A 22,399-nucleotide genomic window follows, 5' to 3' on the forward strand; every position below is an offset into this window, starting at 1 on the left:
GAAAACCTTGACCTAAGCGTCAATGGGAGTCAAAGTTGTCTTTTTCGATTATAAAATGAGCAAATCACAAGCAGCCGGACGTATGTTCCAGGATATCAATTTTAAAGTGAAAAGCGCAGCGGGAAAGAAGCTGGAGCAATTGATCTGTGTAGAAAATCCGGACAACCCGGATGGAGGTCCCGTTCTGGTATACATCAAAATGGAAGGAATCAGCTGGTCGCAATACTTTCTGGAATCCTGCTTTGGTGTCTGGGAAAACTGGGGAGAGATTGAAACCGACGACGATGCTTATTCTTATCACGATTATGCTGAAAAATTCGGAGTCAAAGGGCTGATCATTACGGCCGTTTACTGTAAGGACAATGAAATCTCCCTGGAATTCGAAACCAGCGAAAAATTGGTACTGAAATACAAAGATCCTGACGAGTGGGACGGTGATACGGAAATGATCAAAATCCTAACACCCTAATAACCCAACATCATCCTAAACTCCTATGTTTTGTTTAAATTTAACCTACCATGGAAATAGGAATAGACAGTTTTGCTGCTGTGCCGGCAAATAAGAGTATTAGCAATGCTCAGGCAATCAATGAATTATTGGAACGGATCACCCTGGCCGATCAGGTTGGTTTGGATATTTTTGGAATTGGTGAACACCACCGGAAAGAGTTCCTGGATTCGGCACCGACCATGATTCTGTCAGCAGCTGCAGCCAAAACAAAACAAATCCGGTTAACAAGTGCTGTAACTGTGCTGAGTGCGGCAGATCCGGTACGTGTCTTTCAAAGTTTTGCAACTCTCGACCTGATTTCCAATGGAAGAGCAGAAATGGTTGTCGGAAGAGGATCGTTCATTGAAGCATATCCCTTATTTGGTCTTGATTTGGACGATTACGATGCACTTTTTGCAGAGAAACTGGATCTCTTACTTCAAATCCGGGAAAACGAAACGGTTAATTGGTTGGGGAGGTTTCGTCCTGCATTGAGAAACCAGGCAATTTATCCGCGTCCATTGCAGGAAAAACTTCCTGTTTGGCTGGGAGTTGGTGGAACTCCGGCTTCTTTCATTCGTGCCGGACAATTAGGACTTCCTTTAATGGTTGCCGTTATTGGCGGAGAAACTTATCGTTTCAGACCTTTGATTGACCTGTATAAAAAAGCCGGTGCAGAAGCAGGTCACGATCCGAATCAATTGAAAGTCGGATTGCATTCCCTTGGATACGTTGCCGGCAGCAAAGAAGAAGCGGTCGCAGATTATTATCCGGGCTATGCCGAAATGTTCACTAAAATCGGGAAGGAAAGAGGATTTCCGCCAGTAACGAAAGAACGTTTTGACGCTCAAAATGGTAAAATGGGAGCCTTATTGGTTGGAGATCCGGTGGAAGTAGCAGAGAAAATCCTGCGTCATAGTGAATCTTTAGGCGGAATTTCCCGCTTTACCTTTCAGATGGATGTTGGAATGCCGCATGAAAAACTGATGAAGTCCATTGAATTGATCGGGACAAAAGTTTCTCCGATTGTGAAGGCGGCAAGCTGATTTGAAAATTAAAGGAAAAAGACTAAAATGAAAGTATCAATTATAACCGCATTTCTTGCTGTAATGACAATATGCTATTCCCAAGCTGACAGAGTTCCGGAATATGTGAATGTCAATTGGATTGTCGGTACGGAAAAAACAGTTTATCAAACAGACTCCACAATCATCTATCGGGCAGACTCACTCTTTATATCAACAGGAACCAGTTCGAACTATAAGATCAAAATTGTAAGCAAACGGGATACAGTCTATGAAGTTTTGTTCAAACAAATTAATATCAACCCGGATTTCAGCCTGAAATCGGAAATGATAAATACGGGTTCGATACAAGAGATGATGGAAATTATGGTAGCTGAATTGCAGCAAAAATTCGTGGATCTAGAATATTCATTTCTGGTAAACAAAAACACCGGTCAGGCCTTTGATGTGAAGAATCAGGAGGATTTGGGAAAAACGATTGAAGAAATGGTTGTAACGATCTTAGATAACTATGTTGCTTCGTCAAAAATAAACATCGATGAAAAGAAAAAGAACGAAATTAAAAGGAAGGTCAGTGAATTGATGAAAGAGAAAATGACACCGATCATGAATACCATGATGAACTCTTTCAATTATATTTTCCAAGCTTATAGTTTTCCATATACATTGGGCCAAACACTTATTGTGGAAACCATGGTTTATGACATCGATGAAGTGAAGCATGGAAGTAAGGAGAGTCCTGCAAATATTGTGATTAATAGTTCACTGAGAAATTCGAAACTGAATATCGACTACAAATATGATTATGACAAAGAAAGCGCATACCAGCAATACATTGTTTCGAAAGGTCGGGAAAAAGAAATTCCGATAAATCAATTTGAAATTGATGAGCGGGTAGTTGCCAATTTTGATTTGAAATCGACTTGGATAACAGATAGTACTTCATTTACGAAAGTGAAAATGGGAGATATTAGGGTGAATCAGACTTCTCGCGTAACATTTAAATAGAAGGAATGTAAATGAACGACAACGAAACTTCCCGGCTTTCGCGCTTAACGGCAATCTTGCTGCAATTGCAATCCAAACGATTGGTAACGGCTACTGCCCTTGCTGCAAAATTTGATGTAAGCATACGTACCATTTACCGCGATATCCGTGCACTGGAACAATCCGGTGTTCCCATCATTACGGAAGAAGGGAAAGGCTATTCCTTGATGGAAGGATACCGTATTCCGCCGGTTACTTTTAGCGAACGGGAAGCAAATGCATTGATCACTGCCGAACAGTTTGTATTAAAGAATAAAGATGCTTCCTTCATTCAGGATTATACGGATGCTATCACGAAAATCAAATCTGTCCTTCGTGATAGTACAAAGGATGGAGCCAATCTCCTCTCAGACCGAATAGCGATCGATCAGAATAGCTCGTATGACAGAACGAGTAATTACTTGTCGTCTCTTCAGCTGGCATTGACCAATTTCAATTTGGTGAAAATCGGGTACCAAAAGGCGGATAGTATTGAAATCAGTGAACGTATCATTGAACCCTTTGCGTTACTTACTGCAAATGAGAATTGGTTGTTACTGGCGAATTGCAGGATGAGGCAGGAGTTTCGGTTTTTCCGTTTGGACCGGATAAAAAATCTTCAGATTCAAAGTGAACAATTTGAGCCACATAACATGACCTTGAAAGAATACTTTGATAAACAGCAAAATTAGATTTCGATTTCTTCAGAGAGAGAATCCAATTCGGTAGTTAAGGGATTGTTTATTTCCTTTGAGACCGGTTTGATAACAGTAACATTCGGGCTGATTAATTCGGTGTTCAGTTTTTGGTATAATTCTTCAGTGAAATTTGCGGGCTGAATATCCAAAGCATCATACAATCTATTCATCCAAAAAAGTGACGGACATCTTTCTCCTCTTTCGTAACTGGAAATATTCTGAGAATTTACATTCATCCGGGAAGCCAGCTCTTCTTGGGTTATTCCTTTTTCTTCTCTAACCCGCTTAATTTCTCTTCCTAAAATATCATTAAAGGCCCTATTATTCATACTATGACAAAATCGAAATATTTGACAATCTGCCTGCAACACGATTGTGTTGTTTTTAATGGATTTTTCAAAAAATCAAATGAAATTGACCTGTCAGTTGAAATTTATTTTAAACCCTTGTTCTTCAGTAGGAAATCTGTCACCTTTTATCGAATCAAATGACAGCAAGCTTGCATTAAAAAAGTTTAACATTCCCAATATAACACAATTGTGTTTATTTCACTAATTTTATTAACTGAACTACTAGTTCATCAGGAAGGAAAAGTGAGTGTGATCTTAATTTTCATGCTACTGTACCGGGAAAAAGAGCAGATTAGGGCAATACCAATGCTTTGCAATTTTCATAAAGGTGCGGATACTTTTCTTCTTAAAGTTGAATTGGGGATAGTAAATAACTAACACATTATACTGAAGATATGAACACAATTGAAGAGATCAATAAGCAAGTGGCGAGCTACAAAAAATCCTTCGAAAAATCACATGACTTTGAAGTATTTAGACAAAATATTCACAATGCAATTGTGGATATTGAAAAAATAACTCCCGTAACTCCGTTTTTCTCATCCTACCTTTTCCGGATGAAATTGGATTGTGAGAATATGGACAGGTCCAGTGCAGAAAATTTTGTTCTTACGCTGGAAAATTTCCTGGACAGACTGGCTCCTTAATCCTTAAGTTATTTTCTTTTTATTGGAGTTAAAACCCCTGACATAGGGTTGTCACAAACCTGTCTTATTTTTGCTGTATCAACATTTAAATAAGACAATTATGAGCAATTTATCAGTTTTAAGAGGTTTGGCAACAGTAAATTTTTATGCAGCAGATTTGGAGGCAGCCAAAAAGTGGTATTCCGGGTTTTTAGGAATCGAACCGTATTTCAATGTGCCGGGTTATACTGAATTCCGTATCGGGGATTACCAGCAGGAATTGGGAATTATAGACGCAAACTACGCACCGGAAGGCTATTCCGCAAATCCGTCGGGAGCAATTGTGCATTGGCATGTCGATGATTTGAAGGGAACTCTGGATCGCTTGATTTCATTGGGAGCAACCGAATTTTTACCGATTACCGATCACAGCCAGGGAAAGGGAACTTTCGTTACTGCTTCTGTAGTTGATCCTTTTGGCAACATTTTGGGGATTATGACCAATGTTCATTACCTGGATATCCTAAAACAAAAGAATGCGTGAAATTCACAGATACAAAAGAACAAGAACTGCGATAACCGATTGATTCGGGAATCGCAGTTTGCTTTTATAAAACTGCCGAACATTACACTGATTATCACCTTTACACTTCATAATTCGTACTTGGGCATTCGTAATTCATAATTCATAATTATCTTGTAACTGATTTGAAGAACAATGAAACACTTACTTTTTTTATTGATTCCATTTTCGGTTGCAGCTCAGTTCAAGCCGGTTGATTATGTGAATCCTTTAATGGGAACCGATTCCAAAATGGAACTTTCCAATGGAAATACATATCCTGCCATCGGCTTGCCATGGGGAATGAATCTCTGGACTCCGCAAACGAATGTGATGGGCGATGGGTGGGCATATCAGTACAGCGCCGATCAGCTGCGTGGATTTAAACAGACACATCAGCCGTCTCCCTGGATGAACGACTACGGACAATTTGCTATTATGCCGGGAAGCGGGAAAGTAGTTTTTGATCAAAACGATCGTGCAAGCTGGTTTTCTCATAAATCTGAGATCTCAAAACCGCACTATTACAGTGTTTATCTGGCGGATTGTGATGTTACAACAGAAATCACTCCAACCGAAAGGGCAGCTGTGTTCAGGTTTACTTTTCCCAAAAACGATAGTTCATTCATTGTAATTGATGCCCTGGATCGCGGTTCATATGTGAAAGTATTTCCCAAGGAACATAAGATCATTGGTTATACCAAACGCTATGCAAGAGGGAAAATGACGAACTTCAAAAACTATTTTGTCATTTATGTGGATAAGGATATTGAATTCTATTCTCTTGCATCAGACGGAAAATTAATCGGTAAACGGGAAGAATCCGGTTCTGATCATTCCGGGTTGGTGATTGGGTTCAAAACCGGAAAAGGGGAGCCGGTGCACTTAAAAGTAGCTTCTTCCTTTATTTCTCATGAACAGGCTGAACTAAATTTACAGCGCGAAGTCGGGAATAAGGATTTTAACGCTATCCGCAACGCCGCAGAGAATCAATGGAATCAGACTTTGGGTAAAATAGAAGTTTCCGGGGGAACGGATGAGCAGATGAGAACTTTTTATTCGTGTCTTTACCGTACGCTCTTTTTCCCGAATAAGTTGTATGAAATTGATGCATCCGGAAAGGAAGTCCACTGGAGTCCGTATAACGGTAAAATACTTCCGGGGAAAATGTTTGGCGGAACAGGGTTTTGGGATACCTTCCGGGCCTTGTATCCTTTGCTCAACCTGGTCTATCCGGAAATTAATAAGGAAATGCAGGAAGGATTGGTGAATGATTATTTAGAAGGTGGTTTCCTTCCTGAATGGTCAAGTCCGGGTTATGCAGATATTATGATCGGGAATAATTCGGCTTCCATTGTTTCGGATGCATACATCAAAGGCTTGCGTGGCTACGACATTGAAAAGCTGTATGAAGCATTACTTCACGGGGCAAATAACGAAGGACCAATGAGTGCCGTGGGACGTTATGGAGTGAATTATTACAATAAACTGGGGTATGTTCCATATGATGTAAAGATCAATGAAAACGCAGCCCGGACGCTCGAATACGCTTACGATGATTTCGCAATCTATCAGCTGGCCAAAGCATTGAAACGACCGCAGGAAGAAATTGACCTGTATGCAAAACGCTGTCAGAACTACCGGAATTTATTTGATCCCGGAACTGGAATGATGCGTGGTAAAAATGCAGACGGACAGTTTCAATCGCCGTTCAATCCTTTTAAATGGGGAGACGCATTCACGGAAGGTAATAGCTGGCATTATACCTGGTCCGTTTTCCACGATGTACAGGGACTGATTGATTTGATGGGCGGGAAGGAACACTTCGTTTCAAAACTGGATTCTGTTTTTAGTCTTCCACCGGTCTACGATGACAGTTATTACGGCGGGATGATCCACGAGATCAAAGAAATGCAAATTGCGAATATGGGACAATATGCCCACGGGAATCAGCCGATCCAGCACATGATCTATTTGTACAATTATGCAGGAGCTCCGGAGAAATCACAGTATTGGGCAAGAGAAGTCTTGAATCGTTTATACAAACCAACACCCGATGGCTACTGCGGCGACGAAGATAACGGACAAACCTCTGCCTGGTATGTATTTTCAGCCTTGGGATTCTATCCCGTTTGCCCTGCAACAGATGAATATGTGTTAGGCGCTCCTTTATTTAAAAAGGCAGTGATTCATTTGAATGACGGCAAACAGATCGTTCTGAATGCCCTTCAGAATTCGGATGAAAATAAATATGTTTCTTCTCTGAAGCTAAATTCGCTTTCTTATTCCAAATTGTTTGTGAAGCACTCGGATTTATTGAAAGGTGCTGTGCTCGATTTTAATATGGTTTCAAAACCTGCAAAAGATCGGAAATTTAATTTGGAAGATTTTCCATATTCGTTTTCAACTCAAGGTCAATCACTTAAAAAATAATTCTTCCCAATTATGAGCAATCCTGAAAATGAATTAAATCATTCGATCATGTTTCGCTTAGTCAAGCAGCTTTGGATTGAAACAGCGGATTTTAAAAAGCCTATTATCAATTTAGGGGCTTGCTTCTTTGAGATTTCAAAAGGGGGTATTTCAAAGGAAGTGATTCTCAATCACTGGAGTTTTTTGATGGAACATAGTTTTGTGGAGCAAGTATCGGAGAATCCGCCACAGTATCAGTTTACTGAGAAAGGAAAACGGATTCAAACGGAAAAAGACGCTTTGGACTCTATTTCCGGATTATGAGAGGTTTGACAGACTTTTACCTGCAACAGGAAGAACCGGTGAAAGGAACATTTCTGGCCTTGAGGGATTTCATTCTGACGCAAAACACGGAGATAACACACGAATTGAAATATGGAATGCCCTTTTTTTGCTATAAAGGAAAAATGTTCTGCTATCTCTGGACTCACAAACAGTATAAGCAACCGTATATTGGTTTTGTGGAAGGGAAACTCTTTGATGAATCCATTATGCTGCAGGAAAAACGCTCTCGGATGAAGATCTTTTTAATAGACCCAAATGCGGATTTGCCTGTTGAACAGATCGAAGTATTTTTAAAAAGAGCATTGGACTTTTATATAAAACCCTGATTAAAAAGTTTATTATTTTAGTATTGAGGAACCTTTTTAACTTTGAAAATCTGAGACTATGACGATAGCAAAACAATTGGCAAAGCATGTGAGAGATGCTCATTTCGGTGGAAACTGGTCAACAGTAGATTTAAAAAGTACGCTGGTCGATGTAAAATGGGAAGAGGCGATAGCACAGGTTTACTCCTTAAATTCGATAGCAGCACTTACTTTTCATTTGGCTTATTATTTAGATGTCCTGATCGTCGTTCTGGAAGAAAACAAGCTGACAGGAAAAGATGAATTAAGTTGGAATACACCTCCGATGGAATCATCCGAAGACTGGGAGAACCTGAAGGGAAGTATTTGGTGGAAAGCTGAAAAAATTGCTTCCTTAATCGAAAAATTGCCGGACGAAAAGCTGATAGAAAATTTTGTGGATCCAAAGTATGGGACAAATTATCGAAATTTCGCTGGGATGACCGAACACATATATTATCATTTGGGGCAAATTGTGCTCATTAAAAAACTTATGGTTCAATGAGCGCATTTAAAGCCGGTATAGACCTTATCGGAATTAATCCTTTTGTATATGTGCCGGAACCTGTTTTGGAAGAATTATTTCGTAAATCCGGGAAAGACAAAGGGCCAATTCCCGTAAAAGGCACGATCAATGGGAAAGCGTTTCAGCAAACATTGGTAAAGTTCAGAGGCGATTGGAGGTTGTATATCAACATGAAAATGTTCCCCCGCTCCCCGGATAGAATAGGAGAAGAGATCGAGGTTACCCTTGAATTTGATCCGGCAGACCGGACCATTCACCCGCATCCTAAACTGGTACAGGCACTGAAAGAAAATCCGGAAGCTAATGAGGTGTTCGTGTCACTGCAGCCTTCGCTTCAAAACGAAATTGTTCGTTATATTGCAAATCTGAAAACGGAAGAAAGCGTGGAGCGAAATGTGGTGAAAGCAGTTGCTTTCCTGCTTGGGAAAGAACGTTTCGTGGGAAGGGATGGACTGAAAAAGAAGTAATTGAAGCACGATGGCAAAAACGAAAACAGCGGAAACGACAAAAGATGTATTTGAATTTATACAGGAATTTACCGAGTCGGAGCAAAAAAGACAGGATAGTTACGAACTGGTGAAATTGATGGAGAAAATTTCAGGTCACAAGGCAAAGATGTGGGGACCAAGTATTATCGGCTTTGGTTCTTATCATTACAAATATGCCAGTGGTCATGAAGGGGATGCTCCCTTGTTGGGTTTCTCTCCAAGGAAAGCTGCTATTTCCTTGTACGTTTATACCGGACTACCCGAGCATGAATACTTGCTGAAGGATCTGGGAAAGTATAAGATCGGAAAGGTTTGTATTTACATTAAAAAGTTGTCGGATATTGACCGGGATCGTCTGATTAATCTGGCTGAAAAGTCAATGGAATATGTAAAGGAAATTTACGGTTGATAAGAGCACTCTGCGGCGAATAGTTGTATGATCATTGAACTATTTTCCATAAATTATGTGCTTATAAATGAGCATTATGGAAAAAACACCAACTGTTGAAGTTCAAATGAAGATCCGGAAACCGGTTTCGGAAGTTTTTGAGGCTTTTATCGATCCGGAGATCACGACTAATTTTTGGTTTACCAAGTCAAGTGGAAAGCTGGAAGTTGGAAAAACTGTTACCTGGGAATGGGAAATGTACGGTATTTCAACCCCGGTACTGACAAAGGAAATCCTTCCGGGCAAACGCATTTCCATGGAATGGGGTGATCCTGTTACTACTGTGGATTATGAATTCCGGGAGCTTTCTGATGGCTCAACCTATTTGGTAATCAAGAATTACGGCTTTGATTTGGAAGGAGATGAATTGATTGAAGCAATCAAAGATAATACCGGTGGATTCACAACTGTTGTTGATGAATTGAAAGCATATCTGGAATATGGCATTCGATTGAATTTAATTGAAGATAAGTTTCCGAAAGAAGTATCGGATCATGGAAAATAACTCAAATTCGGAATTCCGAATTATCATTTATTAACTTCCATTTTTTTGTATCGGGATTTGCTTTCCATAACTTGAATTAACAAATAAAAATTTTCGGTTATGGAATTCAAAAATTTACTTTTTATTGCTTCGTTTGCCTTGGTTCCATTGGTACAGGCGCAAACATCCTACCAAGTAGGAGCAACAACCGTTTACGTTGATACCTTAATAGATAATCTGTCTGTTCCATGGGAAATTAAAGTGGAAGAAGATACACATTTATGGGTAACGGAACGCGAGGGACTGGTGAGTCGGGTAGACCTGATAACCGGAGTGAAGGACACCGTACTGGATTTGACTTCTGATGTCCACACGGTCGGGGAAAGCGGTTTGCTTGGATTGGCACTTCATCCGAATTTCCCGGCAATTGCGGAAGTATTCATGGTTTATACGTATGGACCTGAGGATAACCAGGGGTATTTTAAAGAGCGACTGGTAAAGTATACCTTCGACGGAACCGACCTGATTGATCCCGATACGCTGATTGAAAATATCATGGCGTGGAGCAATCACGATGGTTCCCGTTTGCATTTTTTGCCGGATAATACTTTACTGATGTCTACCGGAGAATGTTCTCAAAGTCAATTGTCCCAGGATTCCAATTCGCTTTCGGGGAAATACCTGCGCTTAAATACTGACGGATCAATCCCTTCCGACAACCCGATTCCCGGTTCGTATGTTTATTCCATGGGACACCGGAATTCGCAGGGAATTTGTGCTTTGCCGAATGGAAAAGTGGTTATTTCAGAACACGGGCCGAGCACTGATGATGAATTAACAGTGCTGGAATCGGGGAAAAATTATGGCTGGCCTTTGATCCACGGCTTTTGCGACGAAACGTTTGAGGATACTCCATGCGCAACTGGTTTGTACCAGGAACCGATTCATACCTGGACACCGACAATTGCCACTTCCGACCTGGTTTTTTATGAAAATGCTGGGTTCCCGGAATGGAACAACCGTCTTCTGATGGTTACATTGAACGGACAACGGGTAGTCGCAATGGAATTGGATGCTTTAACAACTTCAGTTGTGGATGAAGATCAATATTTCCAGGGAATTTTCGGGCGTTTAAGAGACATTGCGGTTGGCCCGAATAAGGAAATTTATATCGCAACGAATTCAGGATCTCACCCAATTATCCGGCTTACTCCTTCCTCGCCGCTGGGCATAACTGAACTGCAGGATGAAACATCTCTGATTGTTCCGAATCCTGCGGAAATATACATTCACTTGGCCTCAGATAACAGAGCAGAGCAGGTGACCATTCTGGATCTGAATGGTAAAACGGTTATGGATCTGAAACAAGTAGAAGCCGGAGAACAGATCGATATTAGCAGATTAGCACCTGGAACTTATTCGGTTGAAGTTAAATTTGCGGGTGTCGACCGGATTCAGCGTCAGAAATTAATGAAATAAGGCTGCGAAATAGAACCAATGACAAGAATTGTTGTTGGTTCTATTCTCATTTTAAGCTGTCACTGAATGCTGTGGATTGCCAAAGTTTTCCTTCCTTTGTAAAAAATACTAAGCAGTATCTTTATGAAAAAGTCGGAGGCTACTCGTTTGACGATCTTGCAAAAGGCGTTTGAGTTGATTTATGTCAAAGGATATCAAACCACCAGTATTGACGACATTTTGGCAACAACTCAGGTCACTAAGGGAGCATTTTATTATCATTTCAAAAACAAGGATGAAATGGGATTGGCCATCATCAGTGAAATTTTGAAGCCGACCATGGAAATCGCCTTCATTTCTCCTCTCCAAAGCCTGGAGAATCCTTTGGTGGTAATTTACGATATGATGCATCACCTGCTGCTTGAAAACCCCTTTTTAAAACCTGAATTCGGCTGTCCTGCTTCCAATCTCATACAGGAAATGACTCCATGGAACACTGATTTTAATAATGCTCTGAACGAGTTGACACATCAATGGGAAGAACACCTGATCGAATCATTGGAGAGAGGGAAACAAAGCGGATTTGTAAGAAAGGATGTAAACGCCCGGCAGGTTACATTAATGGTTATGTCGTCTTATTGGGGAATCCGGAATTTGGGAAAGTTGGATCTCGGCAATGATACCTATCTGCCTTACTTAAAAGAGCTTAAAAGTTATTTGAACAGTCTTCATTAATTTTTTTCTTCAAAAACATACTAACTAGTATGTTTTTGAATTACTTTTACATCGACTAATAATTTCCGATGTATTCAACACTTATATTTCTACATTCTTTAACCCGCTGGTTTGTTGTGATCAGCCTGATTTATGCCATTTACAGGGCATATAAAGGACTTCAGGGACAAAAAACATTTTCTAAATCCGATAATTCCATTCGGCATTGGACCGCGACAATTGCGCATGTTCAGCTGATCATTGGAATTCTTGTCTATACGCAAAGTCCGGGCATTAAATACTTTTGGAAGCACACGAAAGATGCACTAGATAATTGGGATGTTACCTTCTATTCACTTGTTCATGCCTTATTGATGTTGTCAGCAATTGTAGTTTTGACAATCGGCTCTGCAAAGGCAAAACGAATGGGTTCGGATCGCGACAAATTCAGGGTGATGTTTAATTGGTTTCTGCTGGCTTTCATTCTCATTTTCATTGCTATTCCCTGGCCATTTTCACCTTTGTCGAACAGACCTTATTTCAGATAATATGTTTCATTTATTTCAGTCAAAAATCGGGCGTTTGCGTCTTATCGGGTTCCTGGAGGGAATCTCGCTGTTGTTATTGCTTTTCGTGGCAATGCCTTTAAAGTACGGAGCTCATCTTCCGGCCTTTTCAAAAGTTATGGGGACTCTTCATGGAGCCTTGTTTCTTCTTTTCATTTTTAACACATTGAGTGTCGGTGTAGAGCAGGCATGGAAATTTAAAACTACCACCTGGAAAGTGCTTTTGGCATGTATTATCCCGTTCGGTACTTTTTATATCGATCAGAAAATCCTAAGTAAGATCGACACTAACATTTCAAATAAATGAAAACACTTGGAATCATTTTTGGCTCTTGTTTGCTGATTTATATCGCATACCGGACTTACCGATTCGTGAATCTGGATAAAGGATTGAAGAGGAAAATAGAGCACGGGGCAATTATTCTGGATGTGCGGACACCGGCTGAATATAAAACCGGGCACATTGATGGTTCGCTTAATATCGCTCTAAGCCGTTTGCATGCCGATAAACTTCCGCTGGATAAGGAAAAAACATACATTACAGTTTGCTCACATGGTTTGAGAAGTGTGAGAGCTATGAATTTGTTGAAAGAAAAAGGCTATCGGAAAGTGTTCAACGGCGGGGCCATGGCGGACCTGGAAAGTGAAATTAAAGACGGAAAATAGGTCCCGGATTCAATGATTTGTTTACTTTCAGGTTTCAAATGAAAGAAACGAATGGATATTGAAATCATCAGAACGATTTGTCAAAGTTTTCCGGGAGTAACGGAGGATGTGAAGTGGGGCCACGATCTGGTCTTTTCCGTTGGATTAAAAATGTTTTGCGTCGTTGGACTGGATGAAACACCGGTTTCGACTTCATTTAAAGTAAAGGATGAAGAGTTTGAAGAAATGGCAGGTCGTCCCGGATTCAAGCCTGCACCTTATGTAGCGAAATACAAATGGGTTTTGATCGACGATATTACCCGGATGAAAAGATCAGAATGGGAGCTCTTCCTGGAACAATCGTACGAACTTGTTAAAGCAAAACTTCCGGCTAAGATTAGAAAAGAGCTGGAAAACAAATAATTAAACCTGAATGAAAAAAACACACCTTTATCTTTGGATTCTTTTGTTGGTTCTTTTAAGTGTTCCGGCAGGTTTTCTTACTATCCTTACCGAGAAACCGTATACACCAAGATCTGAATACTTGTTTATATTCATTGGCGGTACAATCGCCTGTTCAATTGTTGTCGGATCTCTGAGTTTGATCCCTTTCTTCGTTTTGAGAAGACAGAACAGCAATCTTGCTTTGAAAAGAGGACTTCAGTGTTATACTTTTTTTGCCGTGGCTTTAATTGCAGTTGCAAGTTTCAGATTTCCGGAAGCAATGAAGAAAAGGGACCGGTATCATTTTTCGCTGTATTACACTCCGATCTTTAAAAAGATTATCATGAAAACAATAGAATCAGGAGGTGAGGTACTTCCGGCTCCTATCAGGAATAATCGGGAAGAATTCTGTTTTTGTATCATCAACGAAATTGAACATAGCGATCAATTAATCGAGAAATTAAGAAAGGGAAAAAATCCGGAGGACCTGTATTACAATGATCCTGAAGTAAAGAAAATTAAAGACTACTGCGTGGAATTGTATAAAAAATAAGTGCAAAGGGTTTTTAAATGTAACTAGTGTAATCTATACTCCCGACCTTGGAAAGTAATCGCTGTTGATGTGTCAGAAATTAATTCGTTTCCCTTATCTTTATCAAAATCAAGTCAAAAAATCAAAATCAAAACCATGAATCCGAAGAAAATATTCACTGTTGGTGCATTCGCTCTAAATGCACTTTTGCTTCAGGCACAAACTTATGTTGTTCAGGTAAAATCCTTTGCAACTGAAAAATGGGGCTATTCAAATGTTGAAGGCGATTTGATCATTCCTGCTCAGTACGAAAAATGTTATCCGTTTTCATCTAACGGACTTGCTGTGATTTACGATGATAAGCAGCGTCAGTATCATTTTATAGATTTGAAGAATACAAGACTGGAAACAGATCCTGCAAAGTTTAAAATTAAAGATGGTTTCGGATTCCATGTAAGTGGCTTTCACAATCAGTTATTCCTGGTTGAAGTCAACGAAAAGTGGGGTTACATGAACGATGAAGGAAAAATGTCCATCCCAGCTGTTTACGATGACGGAAGTGATTTTAACGGTGGTTTTGCTGTTGCTAAGAAAGGAACAAATTTCTTTATCCTGGATGTAAAAGGAAATGAGACACCCATATCAACTCAGGCAATGGATGTAAGGGATTTTTCGGAAGGACTGGCACCTATTAGAACAATGGATAAAAAATTTGGTTTTATAAACACGAAAGGTGAATTGGCAATCCCTTCTCAATTTGAAAGTGTTGGATATTTTACGAATGGCTTAGCTTGGGCGAAAACATTTGATAAGAAGGTCGGATATATTGACAAAACAGGACAATGGGTAATTAAACCGGAATTTGAAGCTGCAAAGGAATTTGATGCGCTTAGCGGTATGGCTCGTGTGAAAAAGGGTGAGAAATGGTGTTATATCAGTGAAGACGGAAAAGTTTTGGAAGTAAGCGATACCGAAGCTTGGGGTGATTTTTCGGAAGGACTTGCAGATGGAAAAAAAGGTGCTTTGAGAGGTTTTTATGACAACGAAGGAAATTGGGTAATTGAACCTCAGTTCCAGGCAGTAAGAGAATTCCATAATGGATATGCCGCTGCCAAAAAGAACGAAAAATGGGGTTTGATCGACAAAAGCGGGAAATGGGTGCTGGAGCCGGAATACGATGCGATAAAAGACGTTATGCTTGTCAAATAAGTCTATGAAAACAGCTTTCATCTCCTTGCTCTTCTGTTTAATGATTGCTTCGTGTTCCGATACAAAGAAACAGCAGGTAAAAGAACAGGAACCTGGCGAAAAAACTTCGCAAGCAGAAAAAGATTCGACTGGGATTTTTAAGTGGGAAACAGAGTTGTGTGAAAACGAAAGCACATTTGATGCAAGGCGTTATTCCCCGGAAGAATTAGCCGGAACACATAAATTATGGCAGATGACCGGTGGAATTTTGCTGGAGGTAAACGATGCGGCATTTAAGCCTGATCAGATAGCCGGTTTATCTACCTTGAAGGAGTTAGATGCAGAATACGCGAAAAAGAAAAAGGAACTCCTGGATCTGAAGATTGTAAACGAATCTTACTGGATCGAAACAAAAAAACTCCTGGCGAAAGCTATGAAGGATGAGTATGATTTGTCGCGAATTGCCATTCAGGCATATACCAATCCGGAAATATTGAAGGGAAACCGCTTCTCAAAGGTTTGCCCGGATTTGATAAAAGCATTAACAAGTAGCGATACGTCTCTACTGATGACTTCCTGGAAAGAACTTGTGAAAGAGAAGTGTAAGACAAATGGTTCTCCTGAATACTTAATGAAACGCTTTGAGGAAGAATACAATGACCCGGACAGGGTGATGTATGCGCGGGTAGAATTGATCACTTTTGGATGGATCAACCGGGTAAATGAAACAATTACGCATGTAGCCAACGATGAAAAAGTCAATGAAAGATTTCACAACTTGTTTTTGAAAACCAAGTCCGAATGCGCTGAACCTTAAACTACTGATGCGCAAGTTCCTCCTTAAGGATGATGTTTTTACTGAGCTGAAACAGATTTAGCTCCCGAAGCTATCTGGTAAGAACGTTAAAATTGTTGCCTACGTCTGATGAAATTGGTAACTTAACTCATCATTAAAGCCCAAAAATAAACGATGAGTAGATCATTAAGTGTTATTTCAATTACTCTCTTATCATTTGGTATCTATTTCTTTTTGGCCAATACTTATTTCTCAGAATTGAGGTCATGGATGAATGAACGAGTTCAGAATGTCGGATTAAGTCACATCATTGTTTACTTCATTGTTTCTGTTCCGATCGTTTTGGGAGCTTCGGTTATCAATGAGTTCAAGCGCTGTAAAACAACTTTGGGACTGAACAGGTCGATCCTCAAAGGAATGTTGTTTCCGCTTATTTGTTCACTCCCGATGTTTATTGGCTTCTCTGTTTGTTTTAGTTATAACAGGGACCTGACCTTAGATGAAGTCTTGATAAGCGGGGTAGCAGCTGCTTTTTTTGAAGAATTTATTTTTCGGGGTTTTCTTTTCGGACAATTATTCCGCTACACAAAATTGGGCTTTATACCTTCCATTTTATTGGGAGCGTTTTTGTTTGCTGCAATGCACTTGTATCAAAGCAATGATCTTTTGACACTGATCGGTATTTTTTCTACGACTTTCATGGGAGCAGTGCTCTTTTCCTGGTTGTATGTGGAATGGAATTACAATTTATGGATCGCCATATTTCTGCATTTCTTCATGAACCTTGCCTGGATGGTTTTTGCTGTTTCTGACAATGCTTTTGGAGGTGTTTATGCAAATGTGTTTCGTATTCTCACCATCGCGCTGGCAATTATCTTGACCTTGCTTTACAAGCGGAAAAAGCAGATTCCTTTAAATATCACCAGGGAGAATATCTGGATGAAGCACCGACATTAATTCGATTGGATGAGCAATTGTTTTAAAAATTGAATAGAAAATTGAACCGATCACTTCATAAATTGTAGAAACGGACATGAAAAATTGCCTGCTGTTTTTATTCCTTATTTTAGGATCCGCTGCCTTTACCCAACAAACAGAACAGTTCTATCAAACTGTGAATGGAGATTATGCCTTTAAATTGGATGGAAAGACCTGTATCCTTTATGAGTTGTCACGATACGATAATTATGTTTACAAGGAATGGGAGCTCACACATGCCGGAGAGTTTAAGAATACATCAGACAGCATCGGGATCATTTTTTCCAATGGTGTATTTGCAATATCGTACGACTATAAATATTTCCGGGTACTGAAATTGAAACATGGAAAACCTAAGGATCGTTTGACTTTCCTTGCCAGGAAATTGGATGATCCGGGGAAAATTTATGAGGGGATTAACCGCGCTTATTGGGAAGTGTTATACAGGAAAACAATAAATCAAATCAACAGTGATTATCCGTTGTTTAGTGATTATTATTACCGAAATGGTCCTTTAGTTTGGGAATCTTTTGATTTCAAACAGGCTCTTCCCGAAGAATTTGAATCGCTTGCAAACCGGCAAAATGAATTGATCCGGGATAGTTTGGCCAATACCAATATGAGGCTGATTGCATTGAATGACTCGATTGAAAAACACATGAACGTGCTGACACCGGAAATGCTCAAAAAAAACTTTTTAAGTCGTCCCTTGCATGATTATTCATATGGCATGTATACAGATGAAATGTTAGAATCAGTTGCTGAAAAGCGACCCGATCTGTTTTTTGATCTGGCAGAAGCCTTACCGAATGAAAGAACATTCATTTTTGACCAGGTAGTTTATTCACGAGCAAATAAAGCACTTAAAAGATACAATACCGATTCCCCGATAAAAAAGGAGTATCTGAAATACAAGCGAAGAGAAAACTGGAAGGGGGGACTCGCTTTAACCGGAGCAGTGCTTCTTGAAACGGGAATAATCGGCGGTTTGATCACCGGGATTGTTTACCTGTCTGATCATTAATAACATTGGTTTTTTTTACTTTGTAGTCAGATATTTAGATCGTATGAGTGTTATTAATGAATTGGCTAGTTCTCTCAACCGCAGAGACGAAATACCGAACCAGGAATTAGCGGCAAAAATTGCTTCTTCAAAAAATAAGCAAGCCGTTGCGGAATTAATTGAAGGCTTGCAATCAAAAAGCAAAGACATTCAGAACGATTGTATCAAGGTCTTATATGAGATCGGGGTGATTGATCCGAAATTAATAGCGGATTTTGCACCTGTCTTCCTGGATTTACTGAAGCATAAGAACAACCGTTTGCAATGGGGAGGAATGACCGCATTAGACACTATTGCATTGGAAAATCCTGAGTTTATTTATGAATCGATTCCTCTGATCCTGGATGCAGTGTCAAAAGGTTCTGTAATCACAATGGATGGTGCAGTAAATATTTTCATCAAATTGTGTGGAATTCCGGAATTTTCCGAAAACGCATTCGTGGTACTAATCGAGCTTATTCAAAAATCACCAACGAATCAATTGCCCATGTATGCTGAGCGTGCGATGCCAATTGTTACAAGCGAAAATAAAATGCGTTTCGTGATGGTTTTAAGTAGTCGTTTGAATGAGATTGAAAAGGAATCCAAGCGGAAAAGGGTGGAAAAAGTCGTTCAAAAAGTCCAAAAATAAGCTGTGAATTATCCGTGACTTTATAATTAGTCAGCTTGTTAGTTAAGTCACAAATTTTGTTTAAAAAGTGATGTATAAAACATTGTGTACTAACTTAAGTAAAGCAAAACAAGCACTATGGAAACTTCATGGCAACCGGTATTAGAGAACGAATTAGTACTTATTCGTCCGTTGGAGCGATCAGATTACGAAGAATTGTATCAGGTAGCGTCAGATCCGCTGATTTGGGAACAGCACCCGGTGTATAGCAGACACAAACGAGAAGAATACGATATCTTTTTTGAAGAATCATTAGAATCAGGACAGAGTCTGGTAATGATTGATAAAGAAACCAATAAAATCTTCGGAAGTACCCGATATTACGATTATGATCCGGATAATTCTTCCGTTAAAATTGGAGGCACCTTTTTAGATCGCGCCCATTGGGGAGGAACTTATAATTTTTCGAATAAACTTCTGCTTCTTGATTATGCATTTATGTTCGTAGACAAAGTGATCTTTGAAATTGCAGAGGAAAATATTCGTTCGCAAAAAGGAACCTCCAGGTTTGGGGTGGAAGAGGCAGAACATTTTATGAAAGACATCAACGGCAAAAAATATCCTTATATCGCTTATGAATTGACTCCCGAAAAATGGGAACAGGCAAAACGAATGCGGGCATAAGCGGTTTTTAAATTAACACAAAAAATCTACGTAATTCACGGTTTCAGGGGAAACCGATTCCGAACCGTCAAATAAATCCGAATAGTTTCTTCCAGTAAACCACTACATTTTTTAACTTCTTGTCCATTTACTTATGGCAGATCATTCCGTAATTTTAAGGCATGAAAAAAATCACATTTTCCGTCTTGGATTTGTCCATGATTACCAAAGACGGCAACGCAGCAACAGCAATTAAAAGAACGGTAGATTTAGCACAAAAGGCAGAAGAATTAGGATACGAACGGGTTTGGTTGGCAGAACATCACAATATGGAGTTTATCGCCAGTTCGGCAACATCAGTTTTAATCGGTCATGTGGCATCTAAAACAAAGCATATTCGGGTAGGTTCCGGGGGAATCATGCTTCCAAACCATGCGCCTTTGGCAATTGCAGAACAATTCGGCACCCTGGAAACATTGTATCCGAACCGGATTGATCTGGGGCTGGGAAGAGCACCAGGAACGGATCAGCAAACAGCCGCCGCTTTAAGAAGAGGTGATTTGAATACCGCTTATCAGTTTCCGAATGATGTGGTGGCTCTTCAAAAATATTTCAGTGAAAACAACAGGACGGCCACGGTACGTGCTTTCCCGGGAGAAGGCTTGAATATTCCCATTTGGATCTTAGGTTCCAGTACGGATAGTGCTTATTTGGCTGCTGAAATGGGTTTGCCCTATGCTTTTGCTTCTCATTTTGCTCCGAAACAATTCAAAATTGCATTGCAGATCTATAGAAACAACTTCCGGCCATCACAATATCTCGATAAGCCTTATGTGCTTGCCTGTGTAAACGGTATTGCAGCCGACACGAACGAAGAAGCGGAATTGTTGTCCATGAGCTTATACCAAATGTTTTCCGGAATTTTGACCAATGCACGTAAACCGCTTTCTCCCCCGATTCCCAATTTATTGGAGACATGGCCACAGGAATTATTAGATGCGGTTCTTCCAATGACAGCCTGTACCTTCGTTGGAGATAAAGATACTTTGATTCAAAAATTCAGCAGCTTTATTGAAGAACATGGAATAGATGAATTAATGATTACCGGAAATATTTTCGACAACGAAAAGCGCTTGAAGTCGTTTAGTATTTTAGCGGATGTCTTTAAGGCGATCAATCAGTCTTAAGATCTTGGAAAATTGATTAGCTTTCACAGCAAATTGTGATTGATGAATAAGTTTCCGTTTCAGGTATTTGGGATTATCTTTCTGCAGGTGTTTTTTTCTGCTTGCGGAGAAAATCCTGTCACTACGCGAAAAAATAAATCTTCGGAGGAGGAATTTGCCAAACAAGCAGATTCTTCTTTCTCTTCCCATTATAAGAAAAGTGCTTATGATGACGTGCTGAAAAAATTCAAAATCATCTCCTTTGATACGTTGAAGGTGTTCTATGATTATGAAAATAATCTATTTGAAGGCAAGGAGCTTACGTCCCAAGAAGCAAAGTTTCTTCCGATGGAAATCTACCACAACTACAATGGACAACTTTCGGGAGTCTTCGCTTGTTATCAGTTTGAAATCGATTCCACGCGAATCGGGTTAATTGCCAGAACACCGTCCGAATACGAATCGTCATCTGTAAAGTTGTTCATTTTTGACACGGAAAGGGACAAAGCTGAAAAAAACTACATTGAATTGGGACAAACTTTTGGAGATGCGGGTGATGGATTATATAAAGCATCCTGGCTTTTTAAAACAAAAAAGAAAGAAATTCATTCTTTGGGATATCGTTACCAATCCTATGATCATTCGGTGGATGACCCCTCAGATTCGGTGGTAGAGGAGTGGAGAGACTATTATTTAATAAATTGTATGTCCCGGAAAATGGATACCATATCAACCGATGAAGCTCAATTAAAAAAGCGATTCAAAAAAGTATTGCTTACGGAGGAATGAGGATTTTTTCCAAAATTTCATTTCTGTTTCAAACGAATTGATTAATATCATATCCTGAAAATCAAACGCATCTATTTAAATGGAAACTGGACCAATTAATGAACAGGCAAACCTTCTGCACCTGGAAGCAAGAGAAGCCGGACAAGCCGGAAACTATCCTTTAGCAATCGAAAAACTGCAGGAAGCAATGACAATAGAACCGTTGTGGGCTTATCCTGTTTATGATTTGGCATTTACCTATTTACTGGTGGGAGATTTTGACAATGCATTGAAATATTACCACGAAACGGATGTCCTGGAACCGGATGGTTTTTTTACAACAAAGATCGCCATATACACTTTGGAAGGAGAAAAAGCAGGTTTATTTCCCGAAGGACTCTATACCTTTTACATGCAGATAGAATGGACGGACGAACCGGAGAAAAAGTATCATATGGCCAAGCAAATTGTCGACAATGTTCCTGCATTTGCACCGGCATGGAAAGATATTGCTTACCTGCAAACTGATCCGGAAGAACGTTTATATTCGATTGAGCAGGGACTTGCGGGAAACCCCGACCGCGAAACAAAAGGAATCCTGCTGCTTAATAAAGCAATGATTTTTAGTGAAAAAGGGGACAAGGAAACCGCTAAGAAATTACTTTCCGAGATCATTGATTCCCACGAAACCACTATCTCAAATAGCGAAATCGCGAAAGTTGCATTGAAATCGATTAAGGATAATTAAGTGATAAATGTACTTTGTTTGAATAACACATTCCATTAAATCTGCGGGAATCTAATGAATCTGCGTGCTAAAAATAGAGTTACTTCCGGAATCCCCTCATTGTAAACTATGTGTCTATGTTCCTATGTGGTAAATTAAAACCACAATAGTGCACATAGAAAACATAGGGAAAAACAGATGAACGACATTTCTTGTTCTTTCTGAAACGCTAAAAAGCTATGTGAACTATGTACCTA

30 protein-coding genes are annotated in these 22,399 nt (G+C 39.7%); 29 read left to right on the plus strand and 1 reads right to left on the minus strand.

The annotated features are described in order from the left end of the window. Positions 1-55 precede the first annotated feature (55 nt). The 4 genes from K0S23_RS01940 to K0S23_RS01955 are packed head-to-tail and all read left to right on the plus strand — an operon-like array spanning position 56 to position 3,233. Entirely contained in the window at positions 56-469 is a 414-nt protein-coding gene (locus K0S23_RS01940; protein WP_300353493.1) for a hypothetical protein, read from the plus strand. A gap of 50 nt (positions 470-519) precedes the next feature. Next, on the plus strand, positions 520-1,536 hold the full coding sequence (locus tag K0S23_RS01945) for an LLM class flavin-dependent oxidoreductase (RefSeq protein ID WP_300353496.1): 1,017 nt from the start codon (positions 520-522) through the stop codon (positions 1,534-1,536). Between the two features lie 27 nt (positions 1,537-1,563). Continuing rightward, on the plus strand, positions 1,564-2,523 hold the full coding sequence (locus K0S23_RS01950; protein ID WP_300353499.1) for a hypothetical protein: 960 nt from the start codon (positions 1,564-1,566) through the stop codon (positions 2,521-2,523). 11 nt (positions 2,524-2,534) lie between these two features. Next, the gene (locus K0S23_RS01955) at positions 2,535-3,233 is read left to right on the plus strand and encodes a YafY family protein (RefSeq protein WP_300353502.1); all 699 of its coding nucleotides are present in this window, start codon (positions 2,535-2,537) and stop codon (positions 3,231-3,233) included. On the opposite strand, the gene K0S23_RS01960 is transcribed toward K0S23_RS01955, so the two are convergent. Beyond that, entirely contained in the window at positions 3,230-3,568 is a 339-nt protein-coding gene (locus tag K0S23_RS01960; RefSeq protein WP_300353505.1) for a helix-turn-helix transcriptional regulator, read from the minus strand. The genes K0S23_RS01955 and K0S23_RS01960 overlap by 4 nt on opposite strands. 416 nt (positions 3,569-3,984) lie before the next feature. Here K0S23_RS01960 and K0S23_RS01965 point away from each other — a divergent pair, with 416 nt between their 5' ends. From K0S23_RS01965 to K0S23_RS02085, 25 genes are all read left to right on the plus strand, one after another. Continuing rightward, the gene (locus K0S23_RS01965) at positions 3,985-4,236 is read left to right on the plus strand and encodes a hypothetical protein (protein ID WP_300353507.1); all 252 of its coding nucleotides are present in this window, start codon (positions 3,985-3,987) and stop codon (positions 4,234-4,236) included. A gap of 100 nt (positions 4,237-4,336) precedes the next feature. After that, complete coding sequence (locus K0S23_RS01970) at positions 4,337-4,759, plus strand: VOC family protein (RefSeq protein WP_300353509.1); 423 nt, start codon at positions 4,337-4,339, stop codon at positions 4,757-4,759. 174 nt (positions 4,760-4,933) lie between these two features. Next, a complete protein-coding gene (locus tag K0S23_RS01975) occupies positions 4,934-7,210 on the plus strand; it encodes a GH92 family glycosyl hydrolase (protein WP_300353512.1) in 2,277 nt (758 codons plus the stop codon). A gap of 48 nt (positions 7,211-7,258) precedes the next feature. Then, positions 7,259-7,513, plus strand: a complete 255-nt coding sequence (locus K0S23_RS01980) for a hypothetical protein (RefSeq protein WP_300353514.1) — start codon at positions 7,259-7,261, stop codon at positions 7,511-7,513. Then, entirely contained in the window at positions 7,510-7,860 is a 351-nt protein-coding gene (locus K0S23_RS01985; protein WP_300353517.1) for a DUF1801 domain-containing protein, read from the plus strand. Before K0S23_RS01980 ends, K0S23_RS01985 begins: the two co-directional genes overlap by 4 nt. Positions 7,861-7,918: 58 nt before the next feature. After that, a complete protein-coding gene (locus tag K0S23_RS01990; protein ID WP_300353520.1) occupies positions 7,919-8,383 on the plus strand; it encodes a DUF1572 domain-containing protein in 465 nt (154 codons plus the stop codon). Then, a complete protein-coding gene (locus K0S23_RS01995) occupies positions 8,380-8,871 on the plus strand; it encodes a YdeI/OmpD-associated family protein (RefSeq protein ID WP_300353523.1) in 492 nt (163 codons plus the stop codon). Before K0S23_RS01990 ends, K0S23_RS01995 begins: the two co-directional genes overlap by 4 nt. 10 nt (positions 8,872-8,881) lie before the next feature. Further along, positions 8,882-9,301 (plus strand): DUF1801 domain-containing protein, encoded by a 420-nt coding sequence (locus K0S23_RS02000; protein ID WP_300353526.1) that lies wholly within the window; start codon positions 8,882-8,884, stop codon positions 9,299-9,301. Positions 9,302-9,377: 76 nt separating this feature from the next. Then, positions 9,378-9,845 (plus strand): SRPBCC family protein, encoded by a 468-nt coding sequence (locus K0S23_RS02005; RefSeq protein ID WP_300353529.1) that lies wholly within the window; start codon positions 9,378-9,380, stop codon positions 9,843-9,845. A 99-nt stretch (positions 9,846-9,944) separates the two neighbouring features. Beyond that, complete coding sequence (locus K0S23_RS02010) at positions 9,945-11,303, plus strand: PQQ-dependent sugar dehydrogenase (RefSeq protein WP_300353532.1); 1,359 nt, start codon at positions 9,945-9,947, stop codon at positions 11,301-11,303. A gap of 123 nt (positions 11,304-11,426) precedes the next feature. Further along, positions 11,427-12,017, plus strand: coding sequence for a TetR/AcrR family transcriptional regulator (locus K0S23_RS02015; RefSeq protein ID WP_300353535.1), 591 nt, complete (start codon positions 11,427-11,429; stop codon positions 12,015-12,017). Positions 12,018-12,085: 68 nt separating this feature from the next. Continuing rightward, a complete protein-coding gene (locus K0S23_RS02020) occupies positions 12,086-12,544 on the plus strand; it encodes a hypothetical protein (protein ID WP_300353538.1) in 459 nt (152 codons plus the stop codon). Between the two features lies 1 nt (position 12,545). Continuing rightward, on the plus strand, positions 12,546-12,869 hold the full coding sequence (locus tag K0S23_RS02025; RefSeq protein ID WP_300353541.1) for a DUF3817 domain-containing protein: 324 nt from the start codon (positions 12,546-12,548) through the stop codon (positions 12,867-12,869). After that, positions 12,866-13,228, plus strand: a complete 363-nt coding sequence (locus K0S23_RS02030) for a rhodanese-like domain-containing protein (RefSeq protein ID WP_300353544.1) — start codon at positions 12,866-12,868, stop codon at positions 13,226-13,228. Before K0S23_RS02025 ends, K0S23_RS02030 begins: the two co-directional genes overlap by 4 nt. A 51-nt stretch (positions 13,229-13,279) precedes the next feature. Beyond that, a complete protein-coding gene (locus K0S23_RS02035; protein WP_300353546.1) occupies positions 13,280-13,630 on the plus strand; it encodes an MmcQ/YjbR family DNA-binding protein in 351 nt (116 codons plus the stop codon). A 10-nt stretch (positions 13,631-13,640) separates the two neighbouring features. Continuing rightward, positions 13,641-14,204: a hypothetical protein gene (locus K0S23_RS02040; RefSeq protein WP_300353548.1), complete on the plus strand. Its 564-nt coding sequence runs from the start codon at positions 13,641-13,643 to the stop codon at positions 14,202-14,204. Between the two features lie 135 nt (positions 14,205-14,339). Beyond that, positions 14,340-15,392 (plus strand): WG repeat-containing protein, encoded by a 1,053-nt coding sequence (locus K0S23_RS02045; RefSeq protein ID WP_300353551.1) that lies wholly within the window; start codon positions 14,340-14,342, stop codon positions 15,390-15,392. A 4-nt stretch (positions 15,393-15,396) separates the two neighbouring features. Then, positions 15,397-16,188 carry a hypothetical protein gene (locus tag K0S23_RS02050; RefSeq protein WP_300353554.1) on the plus strand — a complete coding sequence of 264 codons (792 nt, stop codon included), beginning with the start codon at positions 15,397-15,399 and terminating at the stop codon, positions 16,186-16,188. A 153-nt stretch (positions 16,189-16,341) separates the two neighbouring features. Continuing rightward, a complete protein-coding gene (locus K0S23_RS02055; protein ID WP_300353557.1) occupies positions 16,342-17,124 on the plus strand; it encodes a CPBP family intramembrane glutamic endopeptidase in 783 nt (260 codons plus the stop codon). Between the two features lie 76 nt (positions 17,125-17,200). After that, complete coding sequence (locus tag K0S23_RS02060; RefSeq protein WP_300353560.1) at positions 17,201-18,169, plus strand: hypothetical protein; 969 nt, start codon at positions 17,201-17,203, stop codon at positions 18,167-18,169. Positions 18,170-18,212: 43 nt separating this feature from the next. Then, positions 18,213-18,839 carry a hypothetical protein gene (locus K0S23_RS02065; protein WP_300353562.1) on the plus strand — a complete coding sequence of 209 codons (627 nt, stop codon included), beginning with the start codon at positions 18,213-18,215 and terminating at the stop codon, positions 18,837-18,839. 117 nt (positions 18,840-18,956) lie between these two features. Continuing rightward, entirely contained in the window at positions 18,957-19,502 is a 546-nt protein-coding gene (locus tag K0S23_RS02070; RefSeq protein ID WP_300353565.1) for a GNAT family N-acetyltransferase, read from the plus strand. 161 nt (positions 19,503-19,663) lie between these two features. After that, complete coding sequence (locus tag K0S23_RS02075; RefSeq protein WP_300353568.1) at positions 19,664-20,668, plus strand: LLM class flavin-dependent oxidoreductase; 1,005 nt, start codon at positions 19,664-19,666, stop codon at positions 20,666-20,668. A 42-nt stretch (positions 20,669-20,710) separates the two neighbouring features. Then, positions 20,711-21,436, plus strand: coding sequence for a hypothetical protein (locus tag K0S23_RS02080; RefSeq protein WP_300353571.1), 726 nt, complete (start codon positions 20,711-20,713; stop codon positions 21,434-21,436). Positions 21,437-21,515: 79 nt separating this feature from the next. Beyond that, positions 21,516-22,163, plus strand: a complete 648-nt coding sequence (locus tag K0S23_RS02085) for a hypothetical protein (RefSeq protein ID WP_300353574.1) — start codon at positions 21,516-21,518, stop codon at positions 22,161-22,163. The last annotated feature ends 236 nt before the right edge of the window (positions 22,164-22,399 follow it).

It is taken from the genome of Fluviicola sp. (assembly GCF_029266855.1).
Lineage (GTDB): Bacteria > Bacteroidota > Bacteroidia > Flavobacteriales_D > Crocinitomicaceae > Fluviicola.

Coding starts and splice junctions, on each gene's coding strand:
- K0S23_RS01940 (WP_300353493.1), top strand. CDS start 56: ATGAGCAAATCACAAGCAGCCGGACGTATGTTCCAGGATATCAATTTT.
- K0S23_RS01945 (WP_300353496.1), top strand. CDS start 520: ATGGAAATAGGAATAGACAGTTTTGCTGCTGTGCCGGCAAATAAGAGT.
- K0S23_RS01950 (WP_300353499.1), top strand. CDS start 1,564: ATGAAAGTATCAATTATAACCGCATTTCTTGCTGTAATGACAATATGC.
- K0S23_RS01955 (WP_300353502.1), top strand. CDS start 2,535: ATGAACGACAACGAAACTTCCCGGCTTTCGCGCTTAACGGCAATCTTG.
- K0S23_RS01960 (WP_300353505.1), bottom strand. CDS start 3,568: ATGAATAATAGGGCCTTTAATGATATTTTAGGAAGAGAAATTAAGCGG.
- K0S23_RS01965 (WP_300353507.1), top strand. CDS start 3,985: ATGAACACAATTGAAGAGATCAATAAGCAAGTGGCGAGCTACAAAAAA.
- K0S23_RS01970 (WP_300353509.1), top strand. CDS start 4,337: ATGAGCAATTTATCAGTTTTAAGAGGTTTGGCAACAGTAAATTTTTAT.
- K0S23_RS01975 (WP_300353512.1), top strand. CDS start 4,934: ATGAAACACTTACTTTTTTTATTGATTCCATTTTCGGTTGCAGCTCAG.
- K0S23_RS01980 (WP_300353514.1), top strand. CDS start 7,259: ATGTTTCGCTTAGTCAAGCAGCTTTGGATTGAAACAGCGGATTTTAAA.
- K0S23_RS01985 (WP_300353517.1), top strand. CDS start 7,510: ATGAGAGGTTTGACAGACTTTTACCTGCAACAGGAAGAACCGGTGAAA.
- K0S23_RS01990 (WP_300353520.1), top strand. CDS start 7,919: ATGACGATAGCAAAACAATTGGCAAAGCATGTGAGAGATGCTCATTTC.
- K0S23_RS01995 (WP_300353523.1), top strand. CDS start 8,380: ATGAGCGCATTTAAAGCCGGTATAGACCTTATCGGAATTAATCCTTTT.
- K0S23_RS02000 (WP_300353526.1), top strand. CDS start 8,882: ATGGCAAAAACGAAAACAGCGGAAACGACAAAAGATGTATTTGAATTT.
- K0S23_RS02005 (WP_300353529.1), top strand. CDS start 9,378: ATGGAAAAAACACCAACTGTTGAAGTTCAAATGAAGATCCGGAAACCG.
- K0S23_RS02010 (WP_300353532.1), top strand. CDS start 9,945: ATGGAATTCAAAAATTTACTTTTTATTGCTTCGTTTGCCTTGGTTCCA.
- K0S23_RS02015 (WP_300353535.1), top strand. CDS start 11,427: ATGAAAAAGTCGGAGGCTACTCGTTTGACGATCTTGCAAAAGGCGTTT.
- K0S23_RS02020 (WP_300353538.1), top strand. CDS start 12,086: ATGTATTCAACACTTATATTTCTACATTCTTTAACCCGCTGGTTTGTT.
- K0S23_RS02025 (WP_300353541.1), top strand. CDS start 12,546: ATGTTTCATTTATTTCAGTCAAAAATCGGGCGTTTGCGTCTTATCGGG.
- K0S23_RS02030 (WP_300353544.1), top strand. CDS start 12,866: ATGAAAACACTTGGAATCATTTTTGGCTCTTGTTTGCTGATTTATATC.
- K0S23_RS02035 (WP_300353546.1), top strand. CDS start 13,280: ATGGATATTGAAATCATCAGAACGATTTGTCAAAGTTTTCCGGGAGTA.
- K0S23_RS02040 (WP_300353548.1), top strand. CDS start 13,641: ATGAAAAAAACACACCTTTATCTTTGGATTCTTTTGTTGGTTCTTTTA.
- K0S23_RS02045 (WP_300353551.1), top strand. CDS start 14,340: ATGAATCCGAAGAAAATATTCACTGTTGGTGCATTCGCTCTAAATGCA.
- K0S23_RS02050 (WP_300353554.1), top strand. CDS start 15,397: ATGAAAACAGCTTTCATCTCCTTGCTCTTCTGTTTAATGATTGCTTCG.
- K0S23_RS02055 (WP_300353557.1), top strand. CDS start 16,342: ATGAGTAGATCATTAAGTGTTATTTCAATTACTCTCTTATCATTTGGT.
- K0S23_RS02060 (WP_300353560.1), top strand. CDS start 17,201: ATGAAAAATTGCCTGCTGTTTTTATTCCTTATTTTAGGATCCGCTGCC.
- K0S23_RS02065 (WP_300353562.1), top strand. CDS start 18,213: ATGAGTGTTATTAATGAATTGGCTAGTTCTCTCAACCGCAGAGACGAA.
- K0S23_RS02070 (WP_300353565.1), top strand. CDS start 18,957: ATGGAAACTTCATGGCAACCGGTATTAGAGAACGAATTAGTACTTATT.
- K0S23_RS02075 (WP_300353568.1), top strand. CDS start 19,664: ATGAAAAAAATCACATTTTCCGTCTTGGATTTGTCCATGATTACCAAA.
- K0S23_RS02080 (WP_300353571.1), top strand. CDS start 20,711: ATGAATAAGTTTCCGTTTCAGGTATTTGGGATTATCTTTCTGCAGGTG.
- K0S23_RS02085 (WP_300353574.1), top strand. CDS start 21,516: ATGGAAACTGGACCAATTAATGAACAGGCAAACCTTCTGCACCTGGAA.